The organism is Pseudoxanthomonas sp. 97-1-1 (genome assembly GCF_057773125.1).
This window is the reverse complement of the sequence record NZ_JBYMTJ010000001.1, coordinates 703,212-726,602: the sequence shown is the minus strand read 5'-3', so window position 1 is coordinate 726,602 and position 23,391 is coordinate 703,212. Positions and strand designations below refer to the sequence as shown.

At 68.4% G+C, this 23,391-nt stretch carries 20 protein-coding genes; 11 read left to right on the top strand and 9 right to left on the bottom strand.

What is annotated here, in order from left to right:
• Nucleotides 1–27 precede the first annotated feature (27 nt).
• Together nadD and rsfS are read left to right on the top strand one after the other, a co-directional pair.
• A complete protein-coding gene (nadD, locus tag AC3DET_RS03490; RefSeq protein WP_488390720.1) occupies nt 28–750 on the top strand; it encodes a nicotinate-nucleotide adenylyltransferase in 723 nt (240 codons plus the stop codon).
• Nucleotides 751–781: 31 nt separating this feature from the next.
• Nucleotides 782–1,198, top strand: coding sequence for a ribosome silencing factor (gene rsfS, locus AC3DET_RS03485; protein WP_093490425.1), 417 nt, complete (start codon nt 782–784; stop codon nt 1,196–1,198).
• Between the two features lie 65 nt (nt 1,199–1,263).
• Here the strand turns inward: rsfS and AC3DET_RS03480 are convergent, their stop codons facing one another.
• Nucleotides 1,264–2,799 carry an alkaline phosphatase PhoX gene (locus tag AC3DET_RS03480; RefSeq protein ID WP_488391162.1) on the bottom strand — a complete coding sequence of 512 codons (1,536 nt, stop codon included), beginning with the start codon at nt 2,797–2,799 and terminating at the stop codon, nt 1,264–1,266.
• A 120-nt stretch (nt 2,800–2,919) separates the two neighbouring features.
• On the opposite strand from AC3DET_RS03480, the gene rlmH reads away from it, so the two are divergent.
• A complete protein-coding gene (gene rlmH / locus AC3DET_RS03475; protein ID WP_488390719.1) occupies nt 2,920–3,390 on the top strand; it encodes a 23S rRNA (pseudouridine(1915)-N(3))-methyltransferase RlmH in 471 nt (156 codons plus the stop codon).
• Between the two features lie 196 nt (nt 3,391–3,586).
• On the opposite strand, the gene AC3DET_RS03470 is transcribed toward rlmH, so the two are convergent.
• Together AC3DET_RS03470 and AC3DET_RS03465 are read right to left on the bottom strand one after the other, a co-directional pair.
• A complete protein-coding gene (locus tag AC3DET_RS03470) occupies nt 3,587–4,255 on the bottom strand; it encodes an energy transducer TonB (protein WP_446537513.1) in 669 nt (222 codons plus the stop codon).
• 205 nt (nt 4,256–4,460) lie between these two features.
• Nucleotides 4,461–5,204 (bottom strand): SIMPL domain-containing protein, encoded by a 744-nt coding sequence (locus AC3DET_RS03465; protein WP_337730305.1) that lies wholly within the window; start codon nt 5,202–5,204, stop codon nt 4,461–4,463.
• Nucleotides 5,205–5,365: 161 nt separating this feature from the next.
• Here AC3DET_RS03465 and AC3DET_RS03460 point away from each other — a divergent pair, with 161 nt between their 5' ends.
• From AC3DET_RS03460 to tldD, 4 genes are all read left to right on the top strand, one after another.
• Nucleotides 5,366–5,962, top strand: coding sequence for a Maf family protein (locus AC3DET_RS03460; protein WP_337730304.1), 597 nt, complete (start codon nt 5,366–5,368; stop codon nt 5,960–5,962).
• 12 nt (nt 5,963–5,974) lie between these two features.
• Nucleotides 5,975–7,462, top strand: a complete 1,488-nt coding sequence (gene rng / locus AC3DET_RS03455; protein WP_192200559.1) for a ribonuclease G — start codon at nt 5,975–5,977, stop codon at nt 7,460–7,462.
• A gap of 108 nt (nt 7,463–7,570) precedes the next feature.
• Nucleotides 7,571–11,404, top strand: coding sequence for a YhdP family protein (locus AC3DET_RS03450; protein WP_488390718.1), 3,834 nt, complete (start codon nt 7,571–7,573; stop codon nt 11,402–11,404).
• A gap of 60 nt (nt 11,405–11,464) precedes the next feature.
• On the top strand, nt 11,465–12,907 hold the full coding sequence (gene tldD / locus AC3DET_RS03445; RefSeq protein ID WP_488390717.1) for a metalloprotease TldD: 1,443 nt from the start codon (nt 11,465–11,467) through the stop codon (nt 12,905–12,907).
• Nucleotides 12,908–13,046: 139 nt separating this feature from the next.
• Here the strand turns inward: tldD and yjgA are convergent, their stop codons facing one another.
• On the bottom strand, nt 13,047–13,604 hold the full coding sequence (gene yjgA / locus AC3DET_RS03440) for a ribosome biogenesis factor YjgA (RefSeq protein WP_192200562.1): 558 nt from the start codon (nt 13,602–13,604) through the stop codon (nt 13,047–13,049).
• 98 nt (nt 13,605–13,702) lie between these two features.
• On the opposite strand from yjgA, the gene pmbA reads away from it, so the two are divergent.
• Nucleotides 13,703–15,076, top strand: coding sequence for a metalloprotease PmbA (gene pmbA, locus AC3DET_RS03435; protein WP_488390716.1), 1,374 nt, complete (start codon nt 13,703–13,705; stop codon nt 15,074–15,076).
• 119 nt (nt 15,077–15,195) lie between these two features.
• Nucleotides 15,196–15,576: a DUF4870 domain-containing protein gene (locus AC3DET_RS03430; protein WP_192200564.1), complete on the top strand. Its 381-nt coding sequence runs from the start codon at nt 15,196–15,198 to the stop codon at nt 15,574–15,576.
• 73 nt (nt 15,577–15,649) lie between these two features.
• Here AC3DET_RS03430 and AC3DET_RS03425 read toward each other — a convergent pair whose 3' ends face one another.
• Genes AC3DET_RS03425 through tilS form a run of 3 tightly spaced genes read right to left on the bottom strand, consistent with a single transcriptional unit; the run spans nt 15,650 to nt 18,124 of the window.
• Entirely contained in the window at nt 15,650–16,528 is an 879-nt protein-coding gene (locus tag AC3DET_RS03425; RefSeq protein WP_488390715.1) for a polyprenyl synthetase family protein, read from the bottom strand.
• On the bottom strand, nt 16,518–16,778 hold the full coding sequence (locus tag AC3DET_RS03420; RefSeq protein ID WP_337730299.1) for an exodeoxyribonuclease VII small subunit: 261 nt from the start codon (nt 16,776–16,778) through the stop codon (nt 16,518–16,520). Before AC3DET_RS03420 ends, AC3DET_RS03425 begins: the two co-directional genes overlap by 11 nt.
• A gap of 47 nt (nt 16,779–16,825) precedes the next feature.
• Nucleotides 16,826–18,124, bottom strand: coding sequence for a tRNA lysidine(34) synthetase TilS (tilS, locus tag AC3DET_RS03415; RefSeq protein ID WP_488390714.1), 1,299 nt, complete (start codon nt 18,122–18,124; stop codon nt 16,826–16,828).
• A 128-nt stretch (nt 18,125–18,252) separates the two neighbouring features.
• On the opposite strand from tilS, the gene AC3DET_RS03410 reads away from it, so the two are divergent.
• Nucleotides 18,253–19,200 (top strand): GAF domain-containing protein, encoded by a 948-nt coding sequence (locus tag AC3DET_RS03410; protein ID WP_488390713.1) that lies wholly within the window; start codon nt 18,253–18,255, stop codon nt 19,198–19,200.
• Between the two features lie 15 nt (nt 19,201–19,215).
• On the opposite strand, the gene AC3DET_RS03405 is transcribed toward AC3DET_RS03410, so the two are convergent.
• Nucleotides 19,216–19,404, bottom strand: a complete 189-nt coding sequence (locus tag AC3DET_RS03405; RefSeq protein WP_142123795.1) for a hypothetical protein — start codon at nt 19,402–19,404, stop codon at nt 19,216–19,218.
• A gap of 115 nt (nt 19,405–19,519) precedes the next feature.
• Nucleotides 19,520–20,269: a tetratricopeptide repeat protein gene (locus AC3DET_RS03400; RefSeq protein WP_488390712.1), complete on the bottom strand. Its 750-nt coding sequence runs from the start codon at nt 20,267–20,269 to the stop codon at nt 19,520–19,522.
• 263 nt (nt 20,270–20,532) lie between these two features.
• On the opposite strand from AC3DET_RS03400, the gene AC3DET_RS03395 reads away from it, so the two are divergent.
• Nucleotides 20,533–23,355, top strand: a complete 2,823-nt coding sequence (locus tag AC3DET_RS03395; RefSeq protein WP_488390711.1) for a di-heme oxidoredictase family protein — start codon at nt 20,533–20,535, stop codon at nt 23,353–23,355.
• Nucleotides 23,356–23,391 lie beyond the last annotated feature (36 nt).

The following is a 23,391-nucleotide window of genomic DNA, read 5'->3' as shown; positions in this document are numbered from 1 at the left end:
ATTCTTGATTCGCGGAAGCCGATGCCGATGCCGATGCCGAACCACGAATCCACCCTCACGCCTCACGCATCACGGCTGCAGCTCTACTACGGTGGCACGTTCGACCCCGTCCACAACGGGCACCTGGCCATTGCGCGCGCTGCGCGCGATGAATTCCGCGTGCCGGTCAACCTGATGCCGGCAGCCGACCCCCCCCATCGTGCCCCGCCGGGCGCCACCGCTTGCCAGCGCGCGCATCTGCTCGACCTGGCGGTGGCGGATGAAGCCGGCCTGCGCGTGGACCGGCGCGAACTGCTCCGTGCGGCGCGGGAGCCGGACGGCCGCTCCTACACCATCGATACGCTGCGCGAACTCCGGGCCGAGCAGGGCGACGCGGTCCCGGTCGCCCTGCTGATCGGTGCGGACAGCCTGCTGGGCCTGCCGACCTGGCGGGAGTGGACGGCGCTCTTCGATCTGGCGCATTTCATCGTCGCCGACCGTCCCGGCAGTCCGTTGGGCGCGGGCTTTCCCCCGGTGCTGTCGGATGCCCTCGCCGACCGGTGGATATCGTGTCCCGATGGACTGTGGCGGGTGCCCGCGGGGCGTGTATACCGGCTCGGTCACCCGCTTCAGCCCGAATCGGCGACCGAGATCCGCCGTCGCATCGCTGCGGGCGAAGTCTGGCGGCACCTCGTTCCGGCGGCGGTCGCGGACGCCATTGCCGACGAAAGGCTTTACGCATCACGGGCGGCCGGCACGGGTTCGCTATAATCGCCGCCGTACTCCCAGAGCCACCAAGCCTTTGTCCAGCCAAGCCCACGTCATCAAGACCCGTCTGCCCAGTCCGCCGCCGGCCCTGCCGGACCTGCTCGCCACGGTGCATGCCGCCGTGCAGGAGCTGAAAGCCAAGGATGTCGTCGAGATCGACGTGCGCGGCAAGTCCAGCGTCGCCGATTACCTGGTGATCGCCTCGGGCACGTCGACCCGCCATGTGAAATCGATTGCCGACGAAGTGGTGAAGTTCGCCAAGAAGCTCGACGTGATGCCGCTGGGTGTGGAAGGCGAGCGCGAGGCCGAATGGGTCCTCGTTGACCTGGGTGATGTGATCGTCCACGTCATGCTGCCGCGCGTGCGCGAGTTCTACGCGCTCGAGCGCCTGTGGACCGTGGGCGACCAGCCGCCGGAAGACATCGAAACGGCTGACGAATCGCGGCTCTGAGGCCGATCGTCATGCATCGAAGGAACGGCGCCCCAGGGCGCCGTTCTTCGTTCCGCTGATCTCCGTCAGAGCGGCCCGCGCTCCCACGGGCCGGTGATCGCGACGGTGATGCCCGGCGTCTGCAGGTTGACGAACAGCGTGCGCGAGAAGGGGTCCCAGCACGCGCCGCAGAATTCGCTCTCGCGGTAGTCGCCCTCGGGCACCGACTTGCCCGCATTGGCGATCTGCGTGGATGTCAGCTGCACGTTGTTCTTGCACAGGTAGAACGACTCGCCGGCACGGGTCAAACCGATCAGGCGCGCGCCGGGGCCGTATTCGTCGGGACTCTCGCCGCCGTCTTCGCACAGCACGACGCCGCCACGGCCACTGACGGTGATGTTGTCGGGGTTGTGGGCAGCCAGCTGGTGGCCGCTGACGAACAGCGCCTTCAGGCGCTGCGTGAACAGGTCGAGGACCCACATTGACCCGTTGCCACGACCCTTGCGGCCCTGCGCGTCCACGCCCGTGCTGGTGTCGACGATGAACATCTTGCCGTAGCTGTACCAGATGCCTTCGCCACGGCTCATGCGCAGCGCGCCTTCGCTCCACGCCTGCGCGAACGGCCCGCTCAGCGTCTCCCCGGCGGAAATGTCGGGGAACCCGGCCGGCGCCACGATCGTGTCCAGGTCCGGATCGGGAACATCCACCCACTCCAGTGCGTATTCGTCGCCGATCGCCGCCACGCTGAGGTCGACGTTGCGACGACCACGCACGCGCGCCGCCTGCAGCCGGCCACCGTTCTCCAGCGAGCCGTTGCGGCCGCGACGGTCGTTCGGGATGAAGCGGTACAGGCCCGACTTGTTCCGGTCGTCCTCGGTCAGGTAGACGATGCCGGTGCGCGGATCCACGGCCACCGCTTCGTGGCTGAAGCGGCCCAGGCCCACCAGCGGGCGGCCGGTCGTGCGTTCGTTCTCGGGATCCACCTCGAACACGTAGCCATGCTTGCGGCCGGTGCTGGAGGTGGCGTCGGTCTTGATCTCTTCGCAGCTCAGCCACGTACCCCACGGCGTCAGGCCGCCCGCGCAGTTCACCAGCGTGCCGCCCAGGCTCGGCTCCATGCGCGTCCATTCGCCATGGCGCCAGCCCAGGGTCGTGGTGCCGCCGCCCGCGCGCTCGGCGCCGCTGACCGTGCCGGTGTCGTACATGCCGGGTGCCCGGATCGGCGTGCCGGCGCCGCGCTCGTGATTGCGGATCAGCGCGTACTCCAGGCCATGTCCGTGGCCCTTGCCGCCCCGGCCGCGGCGTGGATGGCGCACGCCGACGACGGCCATGCCGTCGTGGCGGTCGGGGCAGGGCTGGCCGTCATCCATGCGGTCGCCGCTCCAGCCGAAGGAGCGGTAGCGGAAGCCGCGCGGCAGTTGCAGCAACGGCAGGCCGGTGGCGTCATCCGCGACCGGCGCGAGCGGGCCATAGCGGCTCGGAACCGGTGAGAGTTGTGTCGCGGCCGTGGCGGCATGGGCCTGTCGCGCATGCAACGCGCCGAGGCTGCCGATGGCACCCATGGCGACGGCGGCGGCACTGCCTTTCAGGACCTGGCGGCGGGAGGGATCGAACATCGTCATCATGCGACTCCTGCGGGCTGGGGAGTCCGCGACGCTAGGCAGCGCACATAACCGCCACATGACAAAGGCATGACCCTTGCAAGCGGGCCGATGAACGTGTGACGCCGCTATCATGGCGACATGAAATGCCGTCTCATCGCCACCGGCGAGCGTGCGCCCGCGTGGGTCGCCCAAGGCTTCGCCGAGTACCAGAAGCGCCTGTCGCACTGGCTGCCGTTCGAACTGGTCGAAATCGAGCCGGGCCTGCGTGGCAAGGGCCGCGATCCGCAGCGTGCGATCGAGGACGAGGGCAAGCGCGTACTCGCGGCCTTGCCGAAGAATGCCCATGTGGTCGCGCTGGAAGTGACCGGCAGGCCGTACTCGTCGGAACAACTCGCCCAGCGGCTGGAACACTGGCGTACGCTGGGCCGCGATATCGCGCTGCTGATCGGGGGGCCTGAAGGCCATGCACCCGATGTCGTGGCTGCTGCACACGAGAAGTGGTCGCTCAGCCCGCTGACGTTGCCGCACATGCTGGTGCGACTGCTGGTAGCGGAGCAGGTCTACCGCGCGGCGGCGATGCTGGCGAACCATCCCTACCACCGCGCCTGAGCGATGGGCGCTTTCTGCGGGAGCGCCGCGAGTCGCGACCGCGCGTCGTGCATACACGGGAATCGACATCCGCCACGGAAAGCGAGCCGAGGTAGTGGCAGATCGAGATCGGATGGTCTGCGGTCGCGACTTGCGTCGCTCCTGCAGAAAGCAGAAGCCCGCCTTCCGGCGGGCTTCTGCTTTCATTCCAGGAAGATCACTGCAGGCTGAAGGCGATCGGCACCAGGCCGTAAGCCTGCACCGCCTGCCCGTTCTGCATGGCGGGCTTGAAGCGCCAGGTCTTCAGCACGTGCTGGAGGGCGGACCTGTCCAGATTGCGGTTGCCGCTGCTGTTCTCGATGCTCACGTCGAGGGGCGTGCCGTCCACATCCACCAGCACGCGCAGGACCACCGTGCCTTCCACGCCACTCTTCAGCTCGCTGATCGGATAGCGAGGCGACGTCGCGCGGACGTATTCAAGCGTGGCGGAGGGCAATGGACCGGTGCCGTGCGACGGGACGCCGATATCGCCGCTGTCGATTGCGGCGACGGAGGTATCGATGGCGCGCTCGCTGCCCTGGTCCACGACGATGGGAGCATCGACAATCTGCTTGTCCTCGACAGGCTTCACGACCGGACGTGGCTCGACAGGCTTGGGCGTGACCCGCTTGACGATCTCTGCTTCAACCGGTTTGGGCTCGACCTGTTCCTTTTTGTACCACTCGATGACGATCTTAGGCTTCACAGGTGCTGCGATCGGCGGCGCCGCCATCGGCATCAGCAGCATGAGCAGGGCGGCGGCATGGACCGCGATGGCGGCGGCGATGGCCGCGATGCGGCCGAGCTCGATGCGGGTATCGGAACCGTGGGGTAGTGCGCGAACCATGATCCACCTCCTGAGGGCTGTGAACGGAACAACGCTCGGCCGCGAGGAGTGGGGTTGCAACGTCCCGGCGCCGCATGTCCAGACTGTACTCCGGCGGATGGCGTCCGCAAGGGGGGTGGGGTTCGACCTTCGGCGTAGTCCGGCCATCCGCCCATCCAACGAAAACGGCGCCCCGCAGGGCGCCGTCGTCGGGAGCAGGCGGTGCTTACTTGCCCAGTTCGAACACCACGTCCAGGTTGATCGAGACGGTGGTCTCGCCTGGCGAAACCGGCGGCGCACCGCTGGCGTCGCGGGCCTCCATCTTCGCCATCGCCATCATCGGCATCGGGCGGAAGCCGCCATTGCCTTCGGAGATGCTGACGATGCGGCGCACCTTCAGGCCGAGCGACTTGGCATAGGTCTCCGCACGGGTCTGGGCCTTCTTCAGCGCGGCCAGGCGCGCCTCGTCGTAGACCGGTTCCGGATTGTCGATCTCGAAGCTGGGGCCGTTGATCTGGTTCGCACCCACGCCGGCCAGGGCGTCCAGCACCTTGCCCAGCTTGGCGATGTCGCGGACCTTGATGCTGACGGTGTTGTTGGCCTGGTAGCCGGTGATCTTCGGTGCTTCGTTCTCGGCGTAGCGGTATTGCGGATTGAGGCTGATGCCGCTGGTCTGCACGTCCTTGTCGGCGATCCCGGCGGCCTTGATCGCGGCCACGACCTTGGCCATCTGCTCGCTGTTCTGGCGCATGGCGGTGTTGCCGTCGACGGCCTGGGTGACCACGCCGGCGGAGATGGTGGCGATGTCGGGAACGCGGGAGGCCTCGGCCTGCGCGGAGACGTTGAGCAGCGTGCCGTCGGCCGGGATGGCATAGGCCGGCGCAGTCTGGGCGGAAGTGGTCATGGCGGCAGTGGTTCCCAGAGACAGGGTGATGGCGAGCAGTAGCGGGCGAAGCAGGGGCAGACGCATGGGATCTCCTTTTCGTGGTTCGGGCGTGCGGGCACCCGGTCGTCGTCGACGCGCAAGGGTGTTCACGATGACATGAACGGGCCGTGATGCGGCGCAGGGTTACGCCGTCCCGGCCATCATCAGCGGTCATTCAGTCAGGCGCCGCAGGTTATTCTTCCGGGATGCTCTACCTGGCTTCCCAATCCCCCCGCCGCGCCGAACTGCTGACCCGCCTGGGGCTCTCGTTCGGCCGCATCGACCTCGACATCCCCGAACACCGCCAGCCCGGCGAACCCGCCACGGAGTACGTGCGCCGGGTCGCCCGCGAGAAGGCGGGCGCCGGCCTGTTGAAGGTGATGGGCTCGCCCGGTGCCGTGGTGCTGGCCGCCGACACCGAGGTGATCCTGGACGACGAGGTCTTCGGCAAGCCCGTGGATGCCGCCGATGCCGCCGCCATGTTGCGCCGGTTGTCGGGCCGCACGCACCAGGCCGTGTCCGCGGTCTCGGTGGTCAGCGCCGCGCGCGAAGCACAGGCGTTCGTCGTCACCGACGTGAGTTTCGCCGAGCTGGACGAAGATGACATCGCGGCCTACGTGGCCAGCGGCGAAGCCATGGGCAAGGCGGGTGCCTACGGGATCCAGGGGCGCGCCGAGCAGTTCGTCACCCGCCTGGCCGGCAGCTACTCGGCGGTGATGGGCCTGCCTCTCCACGAAACCGCGAGACTGTTGCGCGAGTTCGACATCCATCCATCGGCGCCTGTCGCCACCGCGTCAGCCTGAGGGAAGGAAAGCATGTCGGAAGAAATCCTGGTCAACGTCACCCCGCGCGAAACGCGCGTTGCGGTGATCGAAAACGGCATGCTGCAGGAACTGCACATCGAGCGCGGCTGGCGCCGGGGCGTGGTCGGCAACATCTACAAGGGCAAGGTGCAGCGGGTGATGCCAGGCATGCAGGCGGCCTTCGTCGAGGTCGGCCTGGACCGTGCGGCATTCCTGCATGCCAACGACATTGTGCGCTCCTCGCCTGGCGCGGTGGTGGATGGCGAGGAGGCCCCGCTGCCCGCACCGCCGCCGGCGCCGATCATGGATCTGCTGCGCGACGGGCAGGACATCGTGGTTCAGGTGGTGAAGGATCCCATCGGCAGCAAGGGCGCGCGGCTCACCACGCAGATCAGCATTCCGTCGCGCTACCTGGTGCTGCTGCCCCAGTCCAAGGTGATCGGCGTCTCCGCGCGCATCGAGGACGATGCCGAGCGCCATCGACTGAAGCAGGTGGTGACCGATCTCGCCGCCCAGCATGGCGGACACGGCTACATCATCCGCACCAATGCCGAAGGCCAGCCGGCGGAAGCCCTGGCCGAGGACCTGGCCTACCTGTCGCGCGTCTGGAACATCGTCGAGAAGCGCGGCCGCGAGCTGCCGCCGTGCAGCATCCTGTACGAAGACCTGAGCCTGCCGCTGCGCGCCGTGCGCGACCTGATCCGCAAGGACGTGGAGAAGGTGAAGGTGGATTCGCGCGAAACCTACGAGCGCCTGCAGGCGTTCGTCGCCAAGTACATGCCGGTGCTCGCGGAGCGCATCGAGCTGTATACCGGCGAGCGCCCGATCTTCGACCTGTACGGCGTCGAAGATGAAATCGGCCGCGCGCTGGACAAGCAGGTGCCGCTGAAGTCCGGCGGCTACCTGGTGATCGACCAGACCGAGGCGATGACCACGGTCGACGTCAACACCGGCTCGTTCCTCGGCCAGCGCAATCTGGAAGAGACCGTCTATCGCACGAATCTCGAAGCCGCGCAGGCCGTCGCGCGCCAACTGCGCCTGCGCAACCTGGGCGGCATCATCATCATCGATTTCATCGACATGGATGATCCCGAGCATCGCCGCCAGGTGCTGCGCACGCTCGAGAAGTCGCTGGCCAAGGACCACGCCAGGACCACGGTGTACGAGTTCTCGCCGCTGGGCCTGGTGGAGATGACGCGCAAGCGCACCGTGGAAAGCCTGGCGCGCCAGTTGTCCGAGCCCTGCCCGGAATGCAGCGGGCGTGGCGCCATCAAGACGGCCGAAACCGTCACCTACGAGATCTTCCGCGAGATCACCCGCGCGGTGCGCCAGTTCGAGGCCGCGCGCCTGCTGGTGATCGCCTCGCCGAAAGTCGTTGCCCGCATCACCGACGAGGAATCGTCCGCGGTGGCGGAACTGGAGGAATTCCTCGGCAAGTCGATCCGTTTCCAGGCGGACGAGCAGTATCTGCAGGAGCAGTTCGATGTCGTGTTGCTGTGAAGCCGTGATTCGTGATGCGTGGTGGGCGGTTCGCACAAGCGAAGCGCGACTCGTGTCTTCTCGAGTCCCGCATTCCGGATCGCAAAGCACGGCGAGCGCAGCGAGCTGATGCCCACCCCGCTGCGCCGCCGCCTGCGCCTGGCTCGCCGCAGTGCCGTCTATGGCATCGCGGTGGTGCTGGTATGCATGGCTGTGGTGCTCGGCATCGCCAGCCAGGTGCTGCCGCTGGCGGAGCGGCATCCCGATCGGGTCGCGGCATGGCTGAGCGAACGCGCCGGCCGGCCCGTCGCCTTCGATGCGGTGAAGACCCAATGGACACGCCGCGGACCGCTGTTGCAGCTCGATGGGCTGCGCCTGGGTGAAGGCGATGCCGGCGTGCGTATCGGCCAGGCAGAAGTGCTGGTGTCGATGTATGGCGGACTGCTGCCAGGGCGCTCCTTCACCGAGTTGCGCCTGCGCGGCCTGGCGCTGACGCTGCAGCGGGAGGACGACGGACGCTGGTCGGTACGGGGCCTGCCCGGGCAGCAGCAATCCACCGAAGACCCGCTGAAGAGCCTTGAAGGTCTGGGTGAGCTGCAGGTCATCGACGGACGGCTTGCGATCATTGCACCGTCGCTGGGATGGGATATCCGCCTGCCCGAAATCGACCTGCGCCTGCGCGTCCAGGGCGATCGCGTGCGCGCCGGCACGCGGGCATGGATACGCAAGGACGCGGCGCCACTGAACGTGGCGGTCGACTTCGATCGCAAGGCCGGCGATGGCCGTGCCTATCTCGATGTGGCTGCGGAAGATATCGGCGCCTGGTCGCCGTTGCTGCGCTACGCCGGCGTGGTGGCCGAGCGCGGCAACGGTCGCGTGCGGGCCTGGACGGAACTGCGCCGGCATCGCGTGGTGATGGTGACGGCGGACGCCAACCTGCGCCAGGTGGGCCTGCGTGGCGCGCCGCTGCCGACATCGGCAGCACCCACGCGCATCGATTTCGAGCAGATGGAAGGACGCATGCGTTGGCGCCTGGTGGCCGGTGGCTGGCGACTCGATGCTCCGCGCCTGCGGGTGGGCACGGCGCCTGCCGTGCAGACGCTGGACGGCCTGGTACTGGCCGGCGGCGAGCGTTACGCCTTGCTGGCGGACCAGGTGGATGCAGCACCGCTGTTGGCGGTGCTCGGGCTCAGCGACAAGATCGATCCCGGCGTGCGCCGTTGGCTGTTCCAGGCGCGGCCCGGCGCGCGCCTCGCACGGCTGGCGCTGGCCGGACGCAGGAATGGTCCGATGCGCGTGGAAGGACAGTTGCGTGACATCGGGTTCCGTGCGGTTGGCGATGCCCCCGGCATCCGCGGATTGGCGGGGGATTTCGATGGCGACGCTGCGGGGTTCCGCCTGCGGCTGCTTCCGCAAGCGACGATGCGCTTCGACTGGCCGAGCGGGTTCGAAGTGGTGCACGACGTGCGCCTGGAAGGCGACGTGGTGGGGTGGCGTGAAGGCGCGGGCTGGCGCGTGGGGACTTCGGCGTTGCACGTGCAGGGGACCGATTACGCTGCCGACGTGCGTGGCGGCATGTGGTTCCAGGGCGATGGCACGCGACCGTGGATCGACATCGCGGCGGACCTGGCCGATGCGCCGGTGCCGGTGGCCAAGGGATTCTGGATCCACCACAAGATGCCCAAGGCCGCAGTGAACTGGCTCAATACCGCGCTGGTGGGCGGCACCGTGCGGGAAGGTCGCGCGATCGTCAGTGGCGACCTCGACGACTGGCCGTTCCTCCACCAGAACGGCAGGTTCGAAGCGGTCGCCCGCATCGCCGATGGCCAGTTCAAGTTCCAGCCCGAGTGGCCGCAGCTGGACCAGGTCGACGCCGAGATCGCCTTCATCGGCAACGGGTTCCAGTTGCAGGGACGAGGGGCGCTGGCGGGCGTGACGATTCCGGCGTTCCAGGCCGGCATCGCCGATTTCCGCGATGCCGACCTGAAGATCATCGCGCGCACCGAGACCGATGCGGGCAAGCTGCTCGCGCTGCTGCGGCAGAGTCCGCTGCACAAGACCTATGGCGACACGCTCGACCATCTGCAGGCCAAGGGCCCGGTGGCGGCGACGTTCGATCTGTTGCAACCGCTGCACGCGGGTGAGCAGGCACGCAAGAAGCTGGCCGGCACGGTGGACCTGAAAGGTGCGCAGCTGGCGGAAAAACGCTGGGACCTCGTGTTCGACGACGTACGTGGCAAGGCGCGCTATGACGATGGCGGGTTCGCCTCGGGGCCGCTGCAGGTCGTGCACGACGGGCAGGCCGGGGTACTTGGCCTGCGCGCAGGCAGTGGCACGCGCGATCGCACGCAGGCGTTCGAAGCCGACCTGTCCGCGATGGTCGAAGCCGACCGCCTGCTGGACCGTGCCGCCGAGATGGCGTGGCTGAAGCCCTACATGGACGGACGTTCGCAATGGACGGTGGGTGTGAACATCCCGCGCGTGGCGGCAGGCAAGACCGCAGCGCCGACGCAACTCAACCTGACATCGGACCTGGTGGGTACCGCGATGAGCCTGCCGGCGCCGCTGCGCAAATCCGCCACCACGCCGCTGGCGACAACCGTGCGAGCGCCGTTGCCGATGGGCAGCGGACAGATCGACGTGGCCTTCGGCAAGGTGCTCGCGCTGCGCGCGCGCGCCAGCAATGGTCAGACCGGTGTGCGCGTGGTGCTGGGCAGCAGCGAGGTGAAGGATGCGCCTCCGCCGTCCGGGCTGGTGGCCACCGGACATACCGGCACGCTGGACGCGATGGAGTGGGTGGCGGTGGCGCGCGGCGGCAGCGGTGGAAGCGACAGCCTGCCACTGCGCCATGTCGACGTGACCGCGGATCAGTTGCTCATGATCGGCGCTTCCTTTCCCGATACCCGCCTGCAGCTCGCCCCCGCGCAACAGGCGCTCGCGGTCTCGCTGGATGGCGAGGCCTTGTCCGGTGCGCTGCTGGTGCCTGATGCCAAGGGCGCGCCGATTGCCGGCAAGCTCGCGCGCGTCCATTGGCGCAAGGCGAGTGCGGGTGGCGCACCGCGCACCGACCCGACCGTGCGCGCCGCCACGGACGACTTCGACCCTGCCGCCATTCCTCCGCTGTCGCTGGATATCGACGATCTGCGCTTCGGCGATGCACACCTGGGTGCCGCCAAGCTGCGCACGCGCCAGCAGGCGGACGGCATGCATGTCGACGCGCTGCAGTTGCGCTCGCCGGGGCAGCAGATCGATGTGCGCGGCCAGTGGACGGGTACCGGTGTCGCGGCACGGACGCGCTTCGCTGCGGACGTGAAGAGCGAGAATTTCGGCGAACTGCTGGACGACCTGGGCCTGGGCGACCGTGTGCGGGGTGGCCATGGGCAGATCACCGCCGAGGCCGGCTGGTCGGGCAGTCCGGCGGGCTTCCGGTTGGCCGCGCTGGAGGGCAGCGTGAAGCTTGCCGCGCGGGACGGGCACCTGCTCGAGGTCGAGCCCGGTGCGGGCCGCGTGCTGGGCCTGTTGAGCGTGGCGGAAGTACGTCGCCGCCTGATGCTCGACTTCAGCGATTTCTTCGCCAAGGGCTTTGCGTTCAACCGCATCGACGGTGACATCCGCCTCACCGGCGGGATGGCGCGCAGCGACAACCTGCTGATCGACGGCCCCGCCGCCGAGATCCTGATCCGCGGCGACACCGACCTGCGGGCCGAGCGGTTCGACCAGACCGTGGACGTGAAGCCGAAATCCGCCAACGTACTCACCGCCGTGGGCGCGGTGGCGGGTGGGCCCATCGGCGCCGCCGTGGGTGCGGTGGCCAACGCCGTGCTGAAGAAGCCGCTGGCGGAAATGGGCGCCAAGACCTACCGCGTCACCGGTCCGTGGAAATCGCCCAAGGTCGAAGTGGTGGGGCGCGAGCAATCGCGCGTCCGAAGCGACGATCGCGCCGACAGCGCTGGCGCCCCCTGAATCCGCCGGTCGGCGAGGGCGTCCTTGCCGGCAGCGCTTTTCGTCCCCATTGTGATGACCATGACCCTGCCGATCACGCTCGCCGAAACCCGTCTCCTTCTGCCCGCTGGCCTGGACCCGTCCGGCCTGGATCGCGCCTTCGGTACCTTGCTGGGGCCGGGCATCGATTTCGGCGACCTGTACTTCCAGCATGCGCGTCGCGAGAGTTGGACGGTCGAGGACGGTATCGTCAAGGACGGCGCCCACTCGATCGAACAGGGTGTGGGCGTGCGCGCGATTTCCGGCGAGAAGACCGGCTTCGCCTACTCCGACGACATCAACGCACCGGCTCTGCTGGATGCGGCGAAGTCCGCGCGCGCCATCGCGCGCGACGGAGCCGCGCATTCCCCGCGCACGCTGGTGCGCAGTGGCGGCCACGCGCTGTATGCCAGCGACGATCCCATCGATGCGATGGGCAACGATGCCAAGGTCGAGGCATTGCGTGCGGTGGACCGTTTCCTGCGCGCCGCCGATCCGCGCGTGCAGCAGGTCACCGCCAGCCTGTCCGGCGGCATCGACACTGTGCTGGTCGCGCGCAGCGACGGCGTGCTGGCTTCCGACGTGCGTCCGCTGGTGCGCTTGAACGTGCAGGTGATCGTCGAACAGAACGGACGCCGCGAATCCGGCTACGCCGGCATGGGCGGACGTTACGGCTATGCCGAACTGTTCGCCGACGGCAAGCCGGAAGACCTGGCACGCGAGGCATTGCGGCAGGCGCTGGTGAACCTGGATGCCATCGACGCGCCCGCCGGCGTGATGCCGGTGGTGCTGGGCAGCGGCTGGCCGGGCGTGCTGCTGCACGAGGCGGTCGGCCATGGGCTCGAAGGCGACTTCAACCGCAAGGGCACCAGCGTGTACGCCGGCCGGATCGGGCAGCAGGTGGCAGCCAAGGGCGTCACCATCGTCGATGACGGCACGCTGCCGGGCCGTCGCGGCTCGCTCAATATCGATGACGAAGGCACGCCGACGAACTGCACCACGCTGATCGAGGATGGCGTACTGGTGGGCTACATGCAGGACGCGCTCAACGCGCGCCTGATGGGCGTGGCGCCCACCGGCAACGGCCGTCGGGAATCGTTCGCGCACCTGCCGATGCCGCGCATGACCAATACCTACATGCTGGCCGGCCAGCACGACCCGGAGGACATGATCCGCTCGGTGAAGAAGGGCCTGTACGCGGTCAACTTCGGCGGCGGTCAGGTCGACATCACCAGCGGCAAGTACGTGTTCTCCGCCACCGAGGCCTACCTGATCGAAGATGGCCGCATCACCGCGCCGGTGAAGGGCGCCACCCTGATCGGCAACGGTCCGGAAACCATGCAGAAGGTGAAGATGGTCGGCCACGACCTGGCGCTGGACCAGGGTGTCGGCATCTGCGGCAAGGACGGCCAGAGCGTACCGGTAGGCGTGGGCCAGCCGTCATTGTTGATCGAAGGATTGACGGTGGGTGGGACGAAGGCGTGAAGCGTCCCATGCTTTCCTCCTTCTCCCCCCGGGAGAAGGTGCCCACAGGGTGGATGAGGGTTGGGCGACGTCCATGACGTGTGCGCAACATGGACTTCGCCGTACCCTCACCCCAACCCTTCTCCCGAGGCGAGAGGGGCTAGAGCGCGTCGTCTTCGTCGCCGTCTTGCGCAGCGCTCGCGTCGGCCAGCAGCTCGCGCACTTCGCGGAACAATTCGCGGAACGCGCGCGGCGGCTTGTTCTTCGCGCGTTCTTCGCTGGCATTGCGCGCCAGTTGGCGCAGCTTCTGGCGGTCGGCCTGCGGGAATGCCTCCAGCAGGTCGGCCAGCGCCGCATCGCCATCGGCCAGCAGGCGGTCGCGCCATTGCTCGGCGTGGTGGAGCAGGGCGGTTTCGCGGCGCGCGGCTTCGCCACCCTCGTCCATCGCATCGCGGATGGCTTCCAGCACCTCGTCGTCTTCGCGCCGCATCTGCTTGGCCAGGAACTGCAACTGGCGTTTGTGGGCGATGTGCGACGTGATGCGCTGCGTCTCGACGATGTGCGGCATGAGATCTTCGGGAATCGGCAGGCGCGCCAGTTGCGCGGTCGGCAGCGCCACCAGTTTCTCGGCAAGGCTGCGGATCTCCAGCGCCTCGCCCCGTTGCTGGGTGCGGCTGGGGCCAAGGAATTCGCCGGTTTCGGGGTCGCGTCCGCGCATCGTGGAACCTCTCTGACGCTTCCGCCGCATCGCGTGGAAGCCTGATCCAATACCGATCCGGCGCCCGGGCGCGGATCACAGGACACAAGGATAAAGCATTGAACGTCACCGCCCTGACTTCCCCCGACGACAGCCTGGCCCGCCTGGAGCGCCTGGAGGTGTTGTCGCAGCGTCTTCTCGAACGCGCCAGGGCGCAGGGCGCCACCCAGGCAGAGGTGAGCTGCAGCGAAGAAACCGGGCTCAACGTCAGCGTCCGCCTGGGCGATGTGGAAACCGTGGAGTCCACCCGTGACCGCGGCATCGGCGTGACGGTCTACTTCGGTCAGCGCAAGGGCAGTGCGAGCACGGCCGACCTGCGCGAGGAGAGCCTGGAAGCTACGGTCGCACAGGCCTGCGCCATCGCCCGCTACACCGAGGACGACGAAGCGGCCGGCCTTGCCGATGCCGCACTGATGGCGCGTCCGCAGGCGGATGGGGCGTTCCCCGATCTCGACGTCTGGCATCCCTGGGCGCTCGACATGGACCGTGCCGTGGATCTGGCGCTGGCCTGCGAAGCGGCCGGGCGCGAGGCGGACGCGCGCATCGAGAACTCCGACGGCGCATCCATCGGAAGCGGCGAAAGTCTGTCCGTCTACGCGAATTCGCACGGCTTCATCGGCCGCGAGCGCGATACGCAGCACACCATCGGCTGCGCGCTGATCGCGGGGCAGGGCGATGGCATGCAACGGGATGGCTGGTACAGCACGGCGCTGTCGCACCTGGAACTCGAGGATCCGTCGGCCATCGGCCGCAAGGCCGCCGCGCGGACCGTGGCACGCCTGCAGCCGCGCTCGCTGGCGACCGGCGAATACCCCGTGCTGTTCTCGGCCGAGGTGGCGCGTTCACTGATCGGCCACCTGCTGGGTGCCGTCTCCGGCGGCGCGCTGTACCGGCGTGCGAGCTTCCTGCTCGACCATGTGGGCCAGCGGATTTTTCCCGACTGGTTCGCCATCGAGGAGCTTCCCTTGCTGCCGCATGGCCTGCGCTCTTCGGCCTTCGATGCGGAGGGCGTGGCGACCAAGCGTTCGCACCTGATCCGCGATGGCGTGCTCGAGCGTTACGTGCTGGGCAGCTATTCGGCGCGCAAGCTCGGCCTGCAGACCACCGGCAATGCCGGCGGCGTGCACAACCTGCAGGTGAAGGCGAACGCGGGCGGCTTCGACGATCTGCTCGCCGGCATGCGTACCGGCCTGCTCGTCACCGAACTGATGGGGCAGGGCGTGAACGGGGTGACGGGCGATTATTCGCGCGGCGCGGCAGGCTTCTGGGTCGAGGACGGTGCGCTCGCGTACCCGGTCGATGGCATCACCATCGCCGGCAACCTCAAGGCCATCTTCGCCGGCATCGAGGCCGTGGGTCGCGATGTGGACCGCCGGTCCCATGCCGGCGTCGGGTCGATCCTGGTCGGCCGGATGACCGTGGCGGGCGAATGACGCCCGTCGGCCACGACGTGGCCGACGGTGACGCCGTTACCCGTTATGCTTGGCACGCGGAGTGCTGCGGGGGATCGCAGCGCTCGACCGCCCACCTCACCATTTCGGGGATCCACTAGATGAGCGAATTCGACAACGTCACCGCACCGCCTCCGCCGCCGACCGCGGGCGACGCACCGCAGGACCAGCGCACCATGGCGCTGCTGTCCCACCTGCTGGGCATCGTCACTGGCCCGATCGGCGCGCTGATCATCTGGCTGATCAGCAAGGATGACGCCTCCAAGGGCTTCGTCACCGACCAGTCCAAGGAAGCGCTGAACTTCCAGATCACGGTGTTCATCGCGTTCGTGATCTCGTGGATCCTGGCGTTCGTCCTGATCGGCCTGCTGCTGATGCCGCTGATCGGCATTGCCGCGCTGGTGCTGTCGATCATCGGTGGCGTGAAGGCCAACAACGGCGAAGCGTATCGCTACCCGTTCGCGCTGCGCCTGATCAAGTAAAGCGCGCTTGAAGTCGCATGAAAAAGCCCGGCAACGCCGGGCTTTTTCTTTTCGCGCCGGCAGGCCCGGCAGGTCAATGCGCGCGACGGACCGCCAGTTCGCCGAGTGCGTGCAGCGCATCGGCACGCGCGCCATGGCCCACCAGCGCATCGCGCATCGCGGCAGCCAGTTCCTCCAGCTTGGCCTTCGCACCGTCCATGCCCAGCAGTGCGGGATAGGTCGACTTGGCCTGGGCCACGTCCTTGCCGGCGGTCTTGCCCAGCTGCTCGGAACTGGCTTCGATGTCGAGGATGTCGTCGCGCACCTGGAATGCCAGGCCCAGCGCGGTGGCGAAATCATCCAGTCGCGCGAGCGTGCCCGTGTCGGCGGCGCCGGCCTGCGCGCCCATCCGCACTGCGGCGCGGATCAGCGCACCGGTCTTCAGCGCATGCATGCGCTCGAGTGCGTCCAGTGTCTGCTGCGTACCGGTGGCGTCGATGTCCAGCGCCTGCCCGCCGCACATGCCGACGGCACCGGAAGCACGCGACAGGGTGGCCAGCCAGTCCACGCGCAGCAGGGCGGGTGCATCGGCGCACGCCAGGTGCTCGAACGCCAGCGTCTGCAGTGCGTCGCCGGCGAGGATGGCGGTGGCTTCGTCGAATGCGATGTGCACGGTGGGTTTGCCGCGACGCAGGTCGTCGTCGTCCATCGCAGGCAGGTCGTCATGCACCAGTGAATAGGCGTGGATCAGTTCGACTGCGGCGGCGGGCGCATGCAGCGTGGCTTCATCCGCCTGCAACAGCGTGCCGCTGGCGTAGACGAGCAAGGCCCGCATGCGCTTGCCACCCCCGAGCACGGCATGGCGCATGGCGGCGTGCAGGCGATGCGGCGCCGCATCGGCCGCTGGCAGCACGCGGTCGAGATGGTTTTCCAGGCCCGCCGCCCAGTCGGCGAAGCGGGGATCAGCGGCCATCGGGCGCGGGGGCGAACGCTTCGCCGTCCTCCGGCTGCTCCGGATCGCTCAACAGCCGCACGCGCAGTTCGGCTTGCTCGAGCGCCGCCTGGCATTGCCGGTACAGGCCCACGCCGCGTTCGTAGGCCGCAAGCGATGCTTCCAGGCTCAGGTCGCCGTGTTCCATCTTCTCGACCAGTTGCTCGAGCTCGTCCAGCGATTGTTCGAAGTGGGCGACGGGGGAGGCGTCCGGGGAAATTTTCTTTGCCATGCCGCAAGTGTGGGGATCGGTCGCGATCAGGTCAACGCGACGGTGATTCAGCCGCGGCGCCAGACGAGGCGGGCGCCTTGCGCGCGCAGCCAGGCATCGCATTCGGCCGACAGCGCCACGTCGCCTGCCGCCCACAGGCGGTCGCCCTGCCAGGCGAGCGGAAGCTGCCGGCGTTCCCAGGGGGGAATGCCGAGCGACTGCAGCACGTCCTTCAGCGCATGCCGGTGCGAGCGGCCCGGCAGCGCGATGCGTTCGCCGCCCTGGCGCGCCGTCAGCCGCAGCGGCGTCCCGAAACCGTGGCGCCCGCCTTCCAGCGACAGCGTGCCGCCATCAGGCAACCGGATGGGCGCCACGCCATCCCACGGGGTCTGCCAGTGCACCGGCAAGGCGGGGCGCTGCCGTTCGGCGTGAAGCAGGCCACGCCAGCGCCGCACGATCGCGTCCTGCCAGGCGAACTCTGCCTGCGCATCCGCCCGTGTCTCCAGCAGGTGTGCCTCGATCTGCGCCACGCCTTCGGCCGGGAGTGGCGGCAGGCGGAGTGCGTCGATCCAGCGCCGGAGTGCGCGTGCGCGCTGCGCGGGACCGGCTGCGCGCAGCGGCGCGACGTTCAAGGCGGCGGGATCCGCCGTGGCGGCCGTCGCCAGGAGCTGCCGGTCCAGTGCCTCCAGCAGTTCGAGGGTCTCCGCGCTGAGGACCGCGCTGCGTGCGAAGGCTGCGTCCGCGTGCGGCCAGCGCTGCCGCAACAGGGGAAGGATCTCGTGGCGCAGGAAGTTGCGGTCGAAGTCGGTGTGCGCGTTGCTGGGATCCTCGATCCATTCCAGCGCGAACCTGTCGGCGTATGCCAGCAATGCCTCGCGCGGTGTTTCCAGCAGCGGACGCCATTGCCAGCCCGGACCAAACGTACGCCACGGCCGCATGGACGCCAGGCCATCGGGACCGGAGGCACGCAGTGCGCGCAACAGGAAGGTTTCCGCCTGGTCCTGGCGGTGATGCGCCGTGGCGAGTATATCGCCGGCATCCATGACAGAGGCGAACACCTGCTGACGCGCGCGGCGTGCGGCGGCTTCGGTTCCCTCGCCGCGCGTGGTGTCCACCTGTACATGCCGTACCTGCAGCGGTACGTCCAGCGCGGTGCACAGCGCCGAACAATGCGCCGCCCACGCATCGGCGTCGAGCTGCAGGCCATGGTGCACGTGGATCGCCGCAAGTCCGTGGCGACGATGCGATGCGTCGTGGGCCAGCCGGTGCAGCAATGCCGTCGAATCCAGTCCGCCACTCAACGCGACCCATACGCGGCTCTCGGCGCGTGCGGGCAACAGCGGCAGGGGCGATGGCGCGGCATCCATGCACGCATGCTAGCGACGATACGCGCGGCCTGCAGCACAATGTGATGGAAGTTGCGATTTCCGCTGCCGTTGACGGGATCTGAACCGGTGCGCGTCGACCATGTCCACGCCCCACACGAGGACCCGCCGTGAACCCATCTTCCACCGACACCCGCGACAACGAACGTCGGCGCCAACATGCGCTGGATCGCTACCATGCCGTGGATACCCTGCCCGGCACGGCCTATGACGATCTGGTGGGGTTGGCTGCCGCGATCTGCGGCACGCCCATCGCCGTCGTGTCGCTGATCGACCGCGACCGCCAGTGGTTCAAGGCGCGCATCGGCCTGGATGACCATGAAACCACCCGCGACACTGCGGTGTGCGACCACGCCATCCGGCAACCGGATGAACTGCTCGAGATATCCGACTTGAGCGAAGACCAGCGCTTCGCCGATTTCCCCATCGTCACGGGCGATGTCAAGGCGAGGTTCTATGCCGGCATGCCGCTGGTGGCCGGTACGGGCGAGGCATTGGGCACGGTATGCGTGGTGGATACCCACCCGCGCCGCCTGAGCAACCAGCAGAAGGCTTCGTTGCGGGCGCTCGCACGGATCACCGTCGCGCTGCTGGATGCCCATCGCGTGCATCACGAAACCCGGGCGGTGGTGGCGCTGCAGGGTCATGGCGAGGCGTCCGTGGCGCCGGGTGAGCCGTGGTGCGTGGTGATCGTGGAGGCACAGGGCATGGCGGAGGAGGCTCGCCGGCTGGGCGAGCGCATGCTGGAGCGGACCCTGCAGGAACTCGCGTCCATCTTCGACGCGTGCGTGCGCCATGATCTCGGCGATCACGTCAGTCGCGTCACCGACAGCGCCGAGTTCGTCGTGCTGCTGAAGGGAACCGGCATGGAGGCACGGATCGATGCGCTGCGTGCGGCCGCACACGCTGCGCGGCAGCGACACGGGATGCAGTTGCTGGTGGGCACGGCCACCGCTTCCGCGGTCGACGAGGCGTTGTTGCACGTCTACCTGCGCGCGGAGGAAGACCTCAGCCAGCGCAAGGACGCGCTGCTTGCGGATCGTCGCGAGGCGGCATGAGCGGATGCCGGATGCTCATCGGAGTTGCTGCAGGATGACGATGAGCGCGGCGATCCAGCAGGCACCCACGAACAGACCCAGCACGAGATGCTGGCTGACGCCGGTGCGGTGGAAGCGCCAGCGGTTCACCGCCAGCGCCACCAGCACGGGCAGCACGAAGAGTACGGTGGGCAGCAGCCACCAGGGCAACGAAAGCAGGTCCATGGCCACCCTCCTGCGCGTGGATCGGCGCGGTGCCGATCGCTGCCTGCATCATCGCGTGTCCACCGCCCCCCGGCATTGATCGCGATCAACCGTCCGTCGCATCGTGCGGACCGGGCTAGTCCTGGAGCGTCGCGAGTTCGCGCTTCGCCACGGCGATCCAGTCCTGTTGCTCGCGACGGTAGTAGCGTGGCGCTGCGTCGGACCGATCGAGGATCTCCTGGAACACCACGCGTGCGCGCACCTGCTCTCCATGCCGTTTCAGCAGCAGGCCGAAGCGGGCGCGGGCCTCCTCGCCGGGATAGCCCTGTACCACGGCTTCGTATTCGTGGATGGCGGCGGCCGCGTCTGCGGTGTCCTCCACGGCACGCGCGTACAGCAGGTGGCCGTCGGCGGACCGGAAACCCGGATTGGCGGTGATCAGTGCATCCAGCGTATCGCGTGCCTTCTGCGCGTCGCCCATGCCGAACTGCGCCTTCGCCAGCCCCAGCATCAGGTCGGGATCGGTGGCATACAGGCCTTTGAGTGCCTGCTCGTACAGTTCGGCGGCGTGCGTGTAATCGCCGCTGCGCAGGCTTTCTTCCGCCAGCCGGCGACGGTTCTCCGGGGTGTCCGCGGCCTTCAGCAGCCTGGCTGCGTCACGGCGGTCGCGTTCGGGATCGATCCGGTTCCGCACGTTGCGCACCGTGCGCCGCGCCGAGGGGCTGTGCCGCAGATCCGGCAGGATCTCGGCGATGAAGTACACGATCACCGCGATGAAGGAGAACACCAGCAGGATGAAGACCCAGTAGAGCGGTCTTCCGGTGCGTACCACATGCACGCAGCAGGCGATCTGGAGGGCGAAGGAGAGCAGGAGGAGTGGACTCATGCGGGTAGCGCGGCGCCGTCGGCGGAGCGTCAAGCATCCGTCATCCACGTGCCCGACGCCAGCCGGTAGCGGGGAAACGGTTGAAACGACTGCGGCCACCCGCGTGCGGGCCGGCGGGTTGTGCGGCATCGGTCACAGCGGCATGGAGATGCCTCTGCGACCATGCCGCGTCCTGCCATTGGATGGCGTGCCGCCGCGTCTCGGGGAGAGACGCCGTGGCGCCGCCGACGTACCCCACGCGTCCCCAAGGAGTCGGTATCCCGATGCATCGCCCCTGTCCTGCAGTCGCCCTGCATCGTCGCGTGCTGGCGTCTTCCGTCCTGTTGGCTTCGCTGTCGCTCGCGGCATGCTCCGCGTCGACCGACGACCCGCGCGATGCCCCTTTCTGGAGCAGGGGCCGCCTGGTGCCGGCGTCGGTTCCAAGCCAGGCGATGGCGGTCACCGCCGCCGCGGAAGCCCAGGCCGTTGCGCCACAGAACATCAATGACGATCCGGTGCCACCGGGTCGCTATCGCATCGCCAGCGTGCTGAGCGGGCTCTGCATCGAGGTGCGCGACGGCAGCACCGCCAATGGCACGCCACTGGTGCAGTCCGCCTGCGAGGGCACGCTGCACCGGCAGTTTTTCGATATCGCCGAGACCACGGCCGGCCAGTACCGCCTGCGCAACCTGGCGACGCAGAAGTCGGCCGACATTCCGGCCGCCTCCGGTGCCGACCATGTCATCGTCCAGCAATGGGACGACAACGGCAGCGGCGCGCAACGCTTCCGCCTGCAGCGCGTCGACACCAGCGACCGCTACCGGATCGTCAACGTCAACAGCGGCAAATGCATCGGCATCGTGGGCGCTTCGACGACCGCCGGCGCCTCCATCGAGCAGATCGCGTGCGCCGCGGTGCCCGCGCAGCAGTTCCACCTGGCCGTCGGCGAACCGCAGCCGGTGCGCCAGAACGGATCGCATCCGTTGATTCCGCCGCCGCCACAGGTGCCGCCTTCCGCCAGCTACCAGCCATTGCTGTGGCCCGACGATGCGGCCCCCATCCAGTACACCCAGGACGACGGCACGCTGGTCACCCATGTGGGCGGCCGCGTGCGCGACCGCCATGCGCGCGAGCCCATTGTCGACGACAGCTACCAGGTCTTCCCGCCCCAGTACTTCGAACGGCGCACGCACGAGATCCTGATCCATGACGATGCGGTGCCCGGCACGTCCGGCGAACAGCGCATCCTGACCATCGTCGTCAAGCCGCAGCACTACTGGTACGGCACCAATTTCCGCCATGGCTACATCGGGCGGCGCAGCGAGGATCCGCTCGAGCCCACGTCGGTGGCGCTGTATGCGGACAACGGCGGCATGAAGCTGCTGCCCGGCGGCGTGCTCGCGCAGACGCCGATCGCCGGCTACGCGCAGTTCGGACAGGATCCCGGCAGCAACTACACGCCTCCGGCCGGCGCGCCCGGCAATGCCTTCGTGCTGGTGAAGGAAATCCGTACCGCCGCCAACGAGGCCCACCGTCCGCTGCGCAAGGGCGACCTGGTGGAGTTCGAACTGGGCATCTTCCTGGCCGGCAATCCGGATGCCATCGGCCGCTTCAACTACTACGCCGAAGCGCTGGTCTACCGCGCAGGCTCGCATGGCATCGTGTCCTGGTACCGCGGCCCGGGCTATGGCGTGCAACGGCCGCTGGACTCGCTGGCCATGCCGGCGGAAGCGCTCAGCGCAGGGCCGTGGATGACGCTGCACGAAGACACGTCCAGCGAGCCGTTCCGCATGCTGCAGCAGGCCTCGCACAACATCGCCGGCTACAACATGCAGCCATGGGCGGAAGGGCGCCGGCTGATCCATACCTCGTTCGCGAGCGGCCGCCATTCGGAAGAAAGCAACACGGTGTTCGCCGCGCATGCGGGCAAGACCGCACCCCGGTTCTCGCAGACGCGCTGCGTGGACTGTCATGCGGGCAACGGGCGCAGTTCGCCGGTGGTGGGCGCACCGCTCGACCGGCTGGGCGTGTTCGTCGGCGTGGCCGGCGCAGGCACGCAGGCACCGGATGCGCGCTTCGGCCTGCGCCTGCAGCAGGGAACCTATCGCGAGGCCGGGGCCAACGTGGACGGGCGTGAAGCCGAGCTGGTGCTCACCGGCTACACGGAACTGCCGGGTCGCTACGCCGATGGCACGGGCTACGTGCTGCGCCGGCCGAACTACGCCCTGCGCGACCGTGCCGGCCAGCCGCTGGCGTTGCCCAGCGCCTTGTCGGTACGCGTGGCGCCCTCGCTGACAGGGTTGGGCCTGCTGGAAGCCGTGCCCGAACAACAGCTCGAACGCCTGGCGCTGGCGCAACAAGCCGATCCGGACGGCGTGGCCGGCCGGCTGCAGATCGTGGCCGATCCGCGCGACGCCGGTGTCAGTCGCGTGGGGCGCTTCGGCTGGAAGGCCGCCGCCGCCACGCTGGAACAGCAGACCTCGCTGGCGTTCAACACCGACATGGGCGTCACTTCGCCGTTGATGTCGTCGCTGGAATGCGCACGTGGCAGCCAGGGCACGGCCTGCGCGCAGGTCAACAGCGGCAGCGCGAAGCTGACCGCAGCCGACATCCACCAGACCACGCTCTACCTGAGCCTGCTGGGCGTGCCGCCGAAGCGGGACTTCGACAACCCGCTGGAGCAGGATGCGCAGGCGCGCGCCCGGCAACTGCGCGTCAAGCGCGGAGCGCAGCTGTTCGAGGCCGCCCGCTGCAGTACCTGCCACGCGCCGGAGTTGCGCACGGGCCATCACCGGTTCGTCGAACTGCGCTATCAGACCATCAGGCCGTACACCGACCTGCTGCTGCACGACATGGGGCCCGACCTGGCCGACACCTATGTCGAAGGCCGCGCCACCGCGCGCGAATGGCGCACTGCGCCGTTATGGGGACTGGGTCTGGCAGCGGCAATCGATCCGAACGTTCGCTACCTGCATGACGGTCGCGCCGCCACGCTCGAGGAGGCGGTGCTCTGGCACGGCGGGCAGGGCACGGCGGCGAAGCAGCGTTTCGAGGCGATGAGTGCCGAGGACCGTCGCGCGCTGGTGGATTTCCTCAGGTCGCTCTGAACGCGAGCGACCGTAATGAAAAAGCGCCGGGTCTAC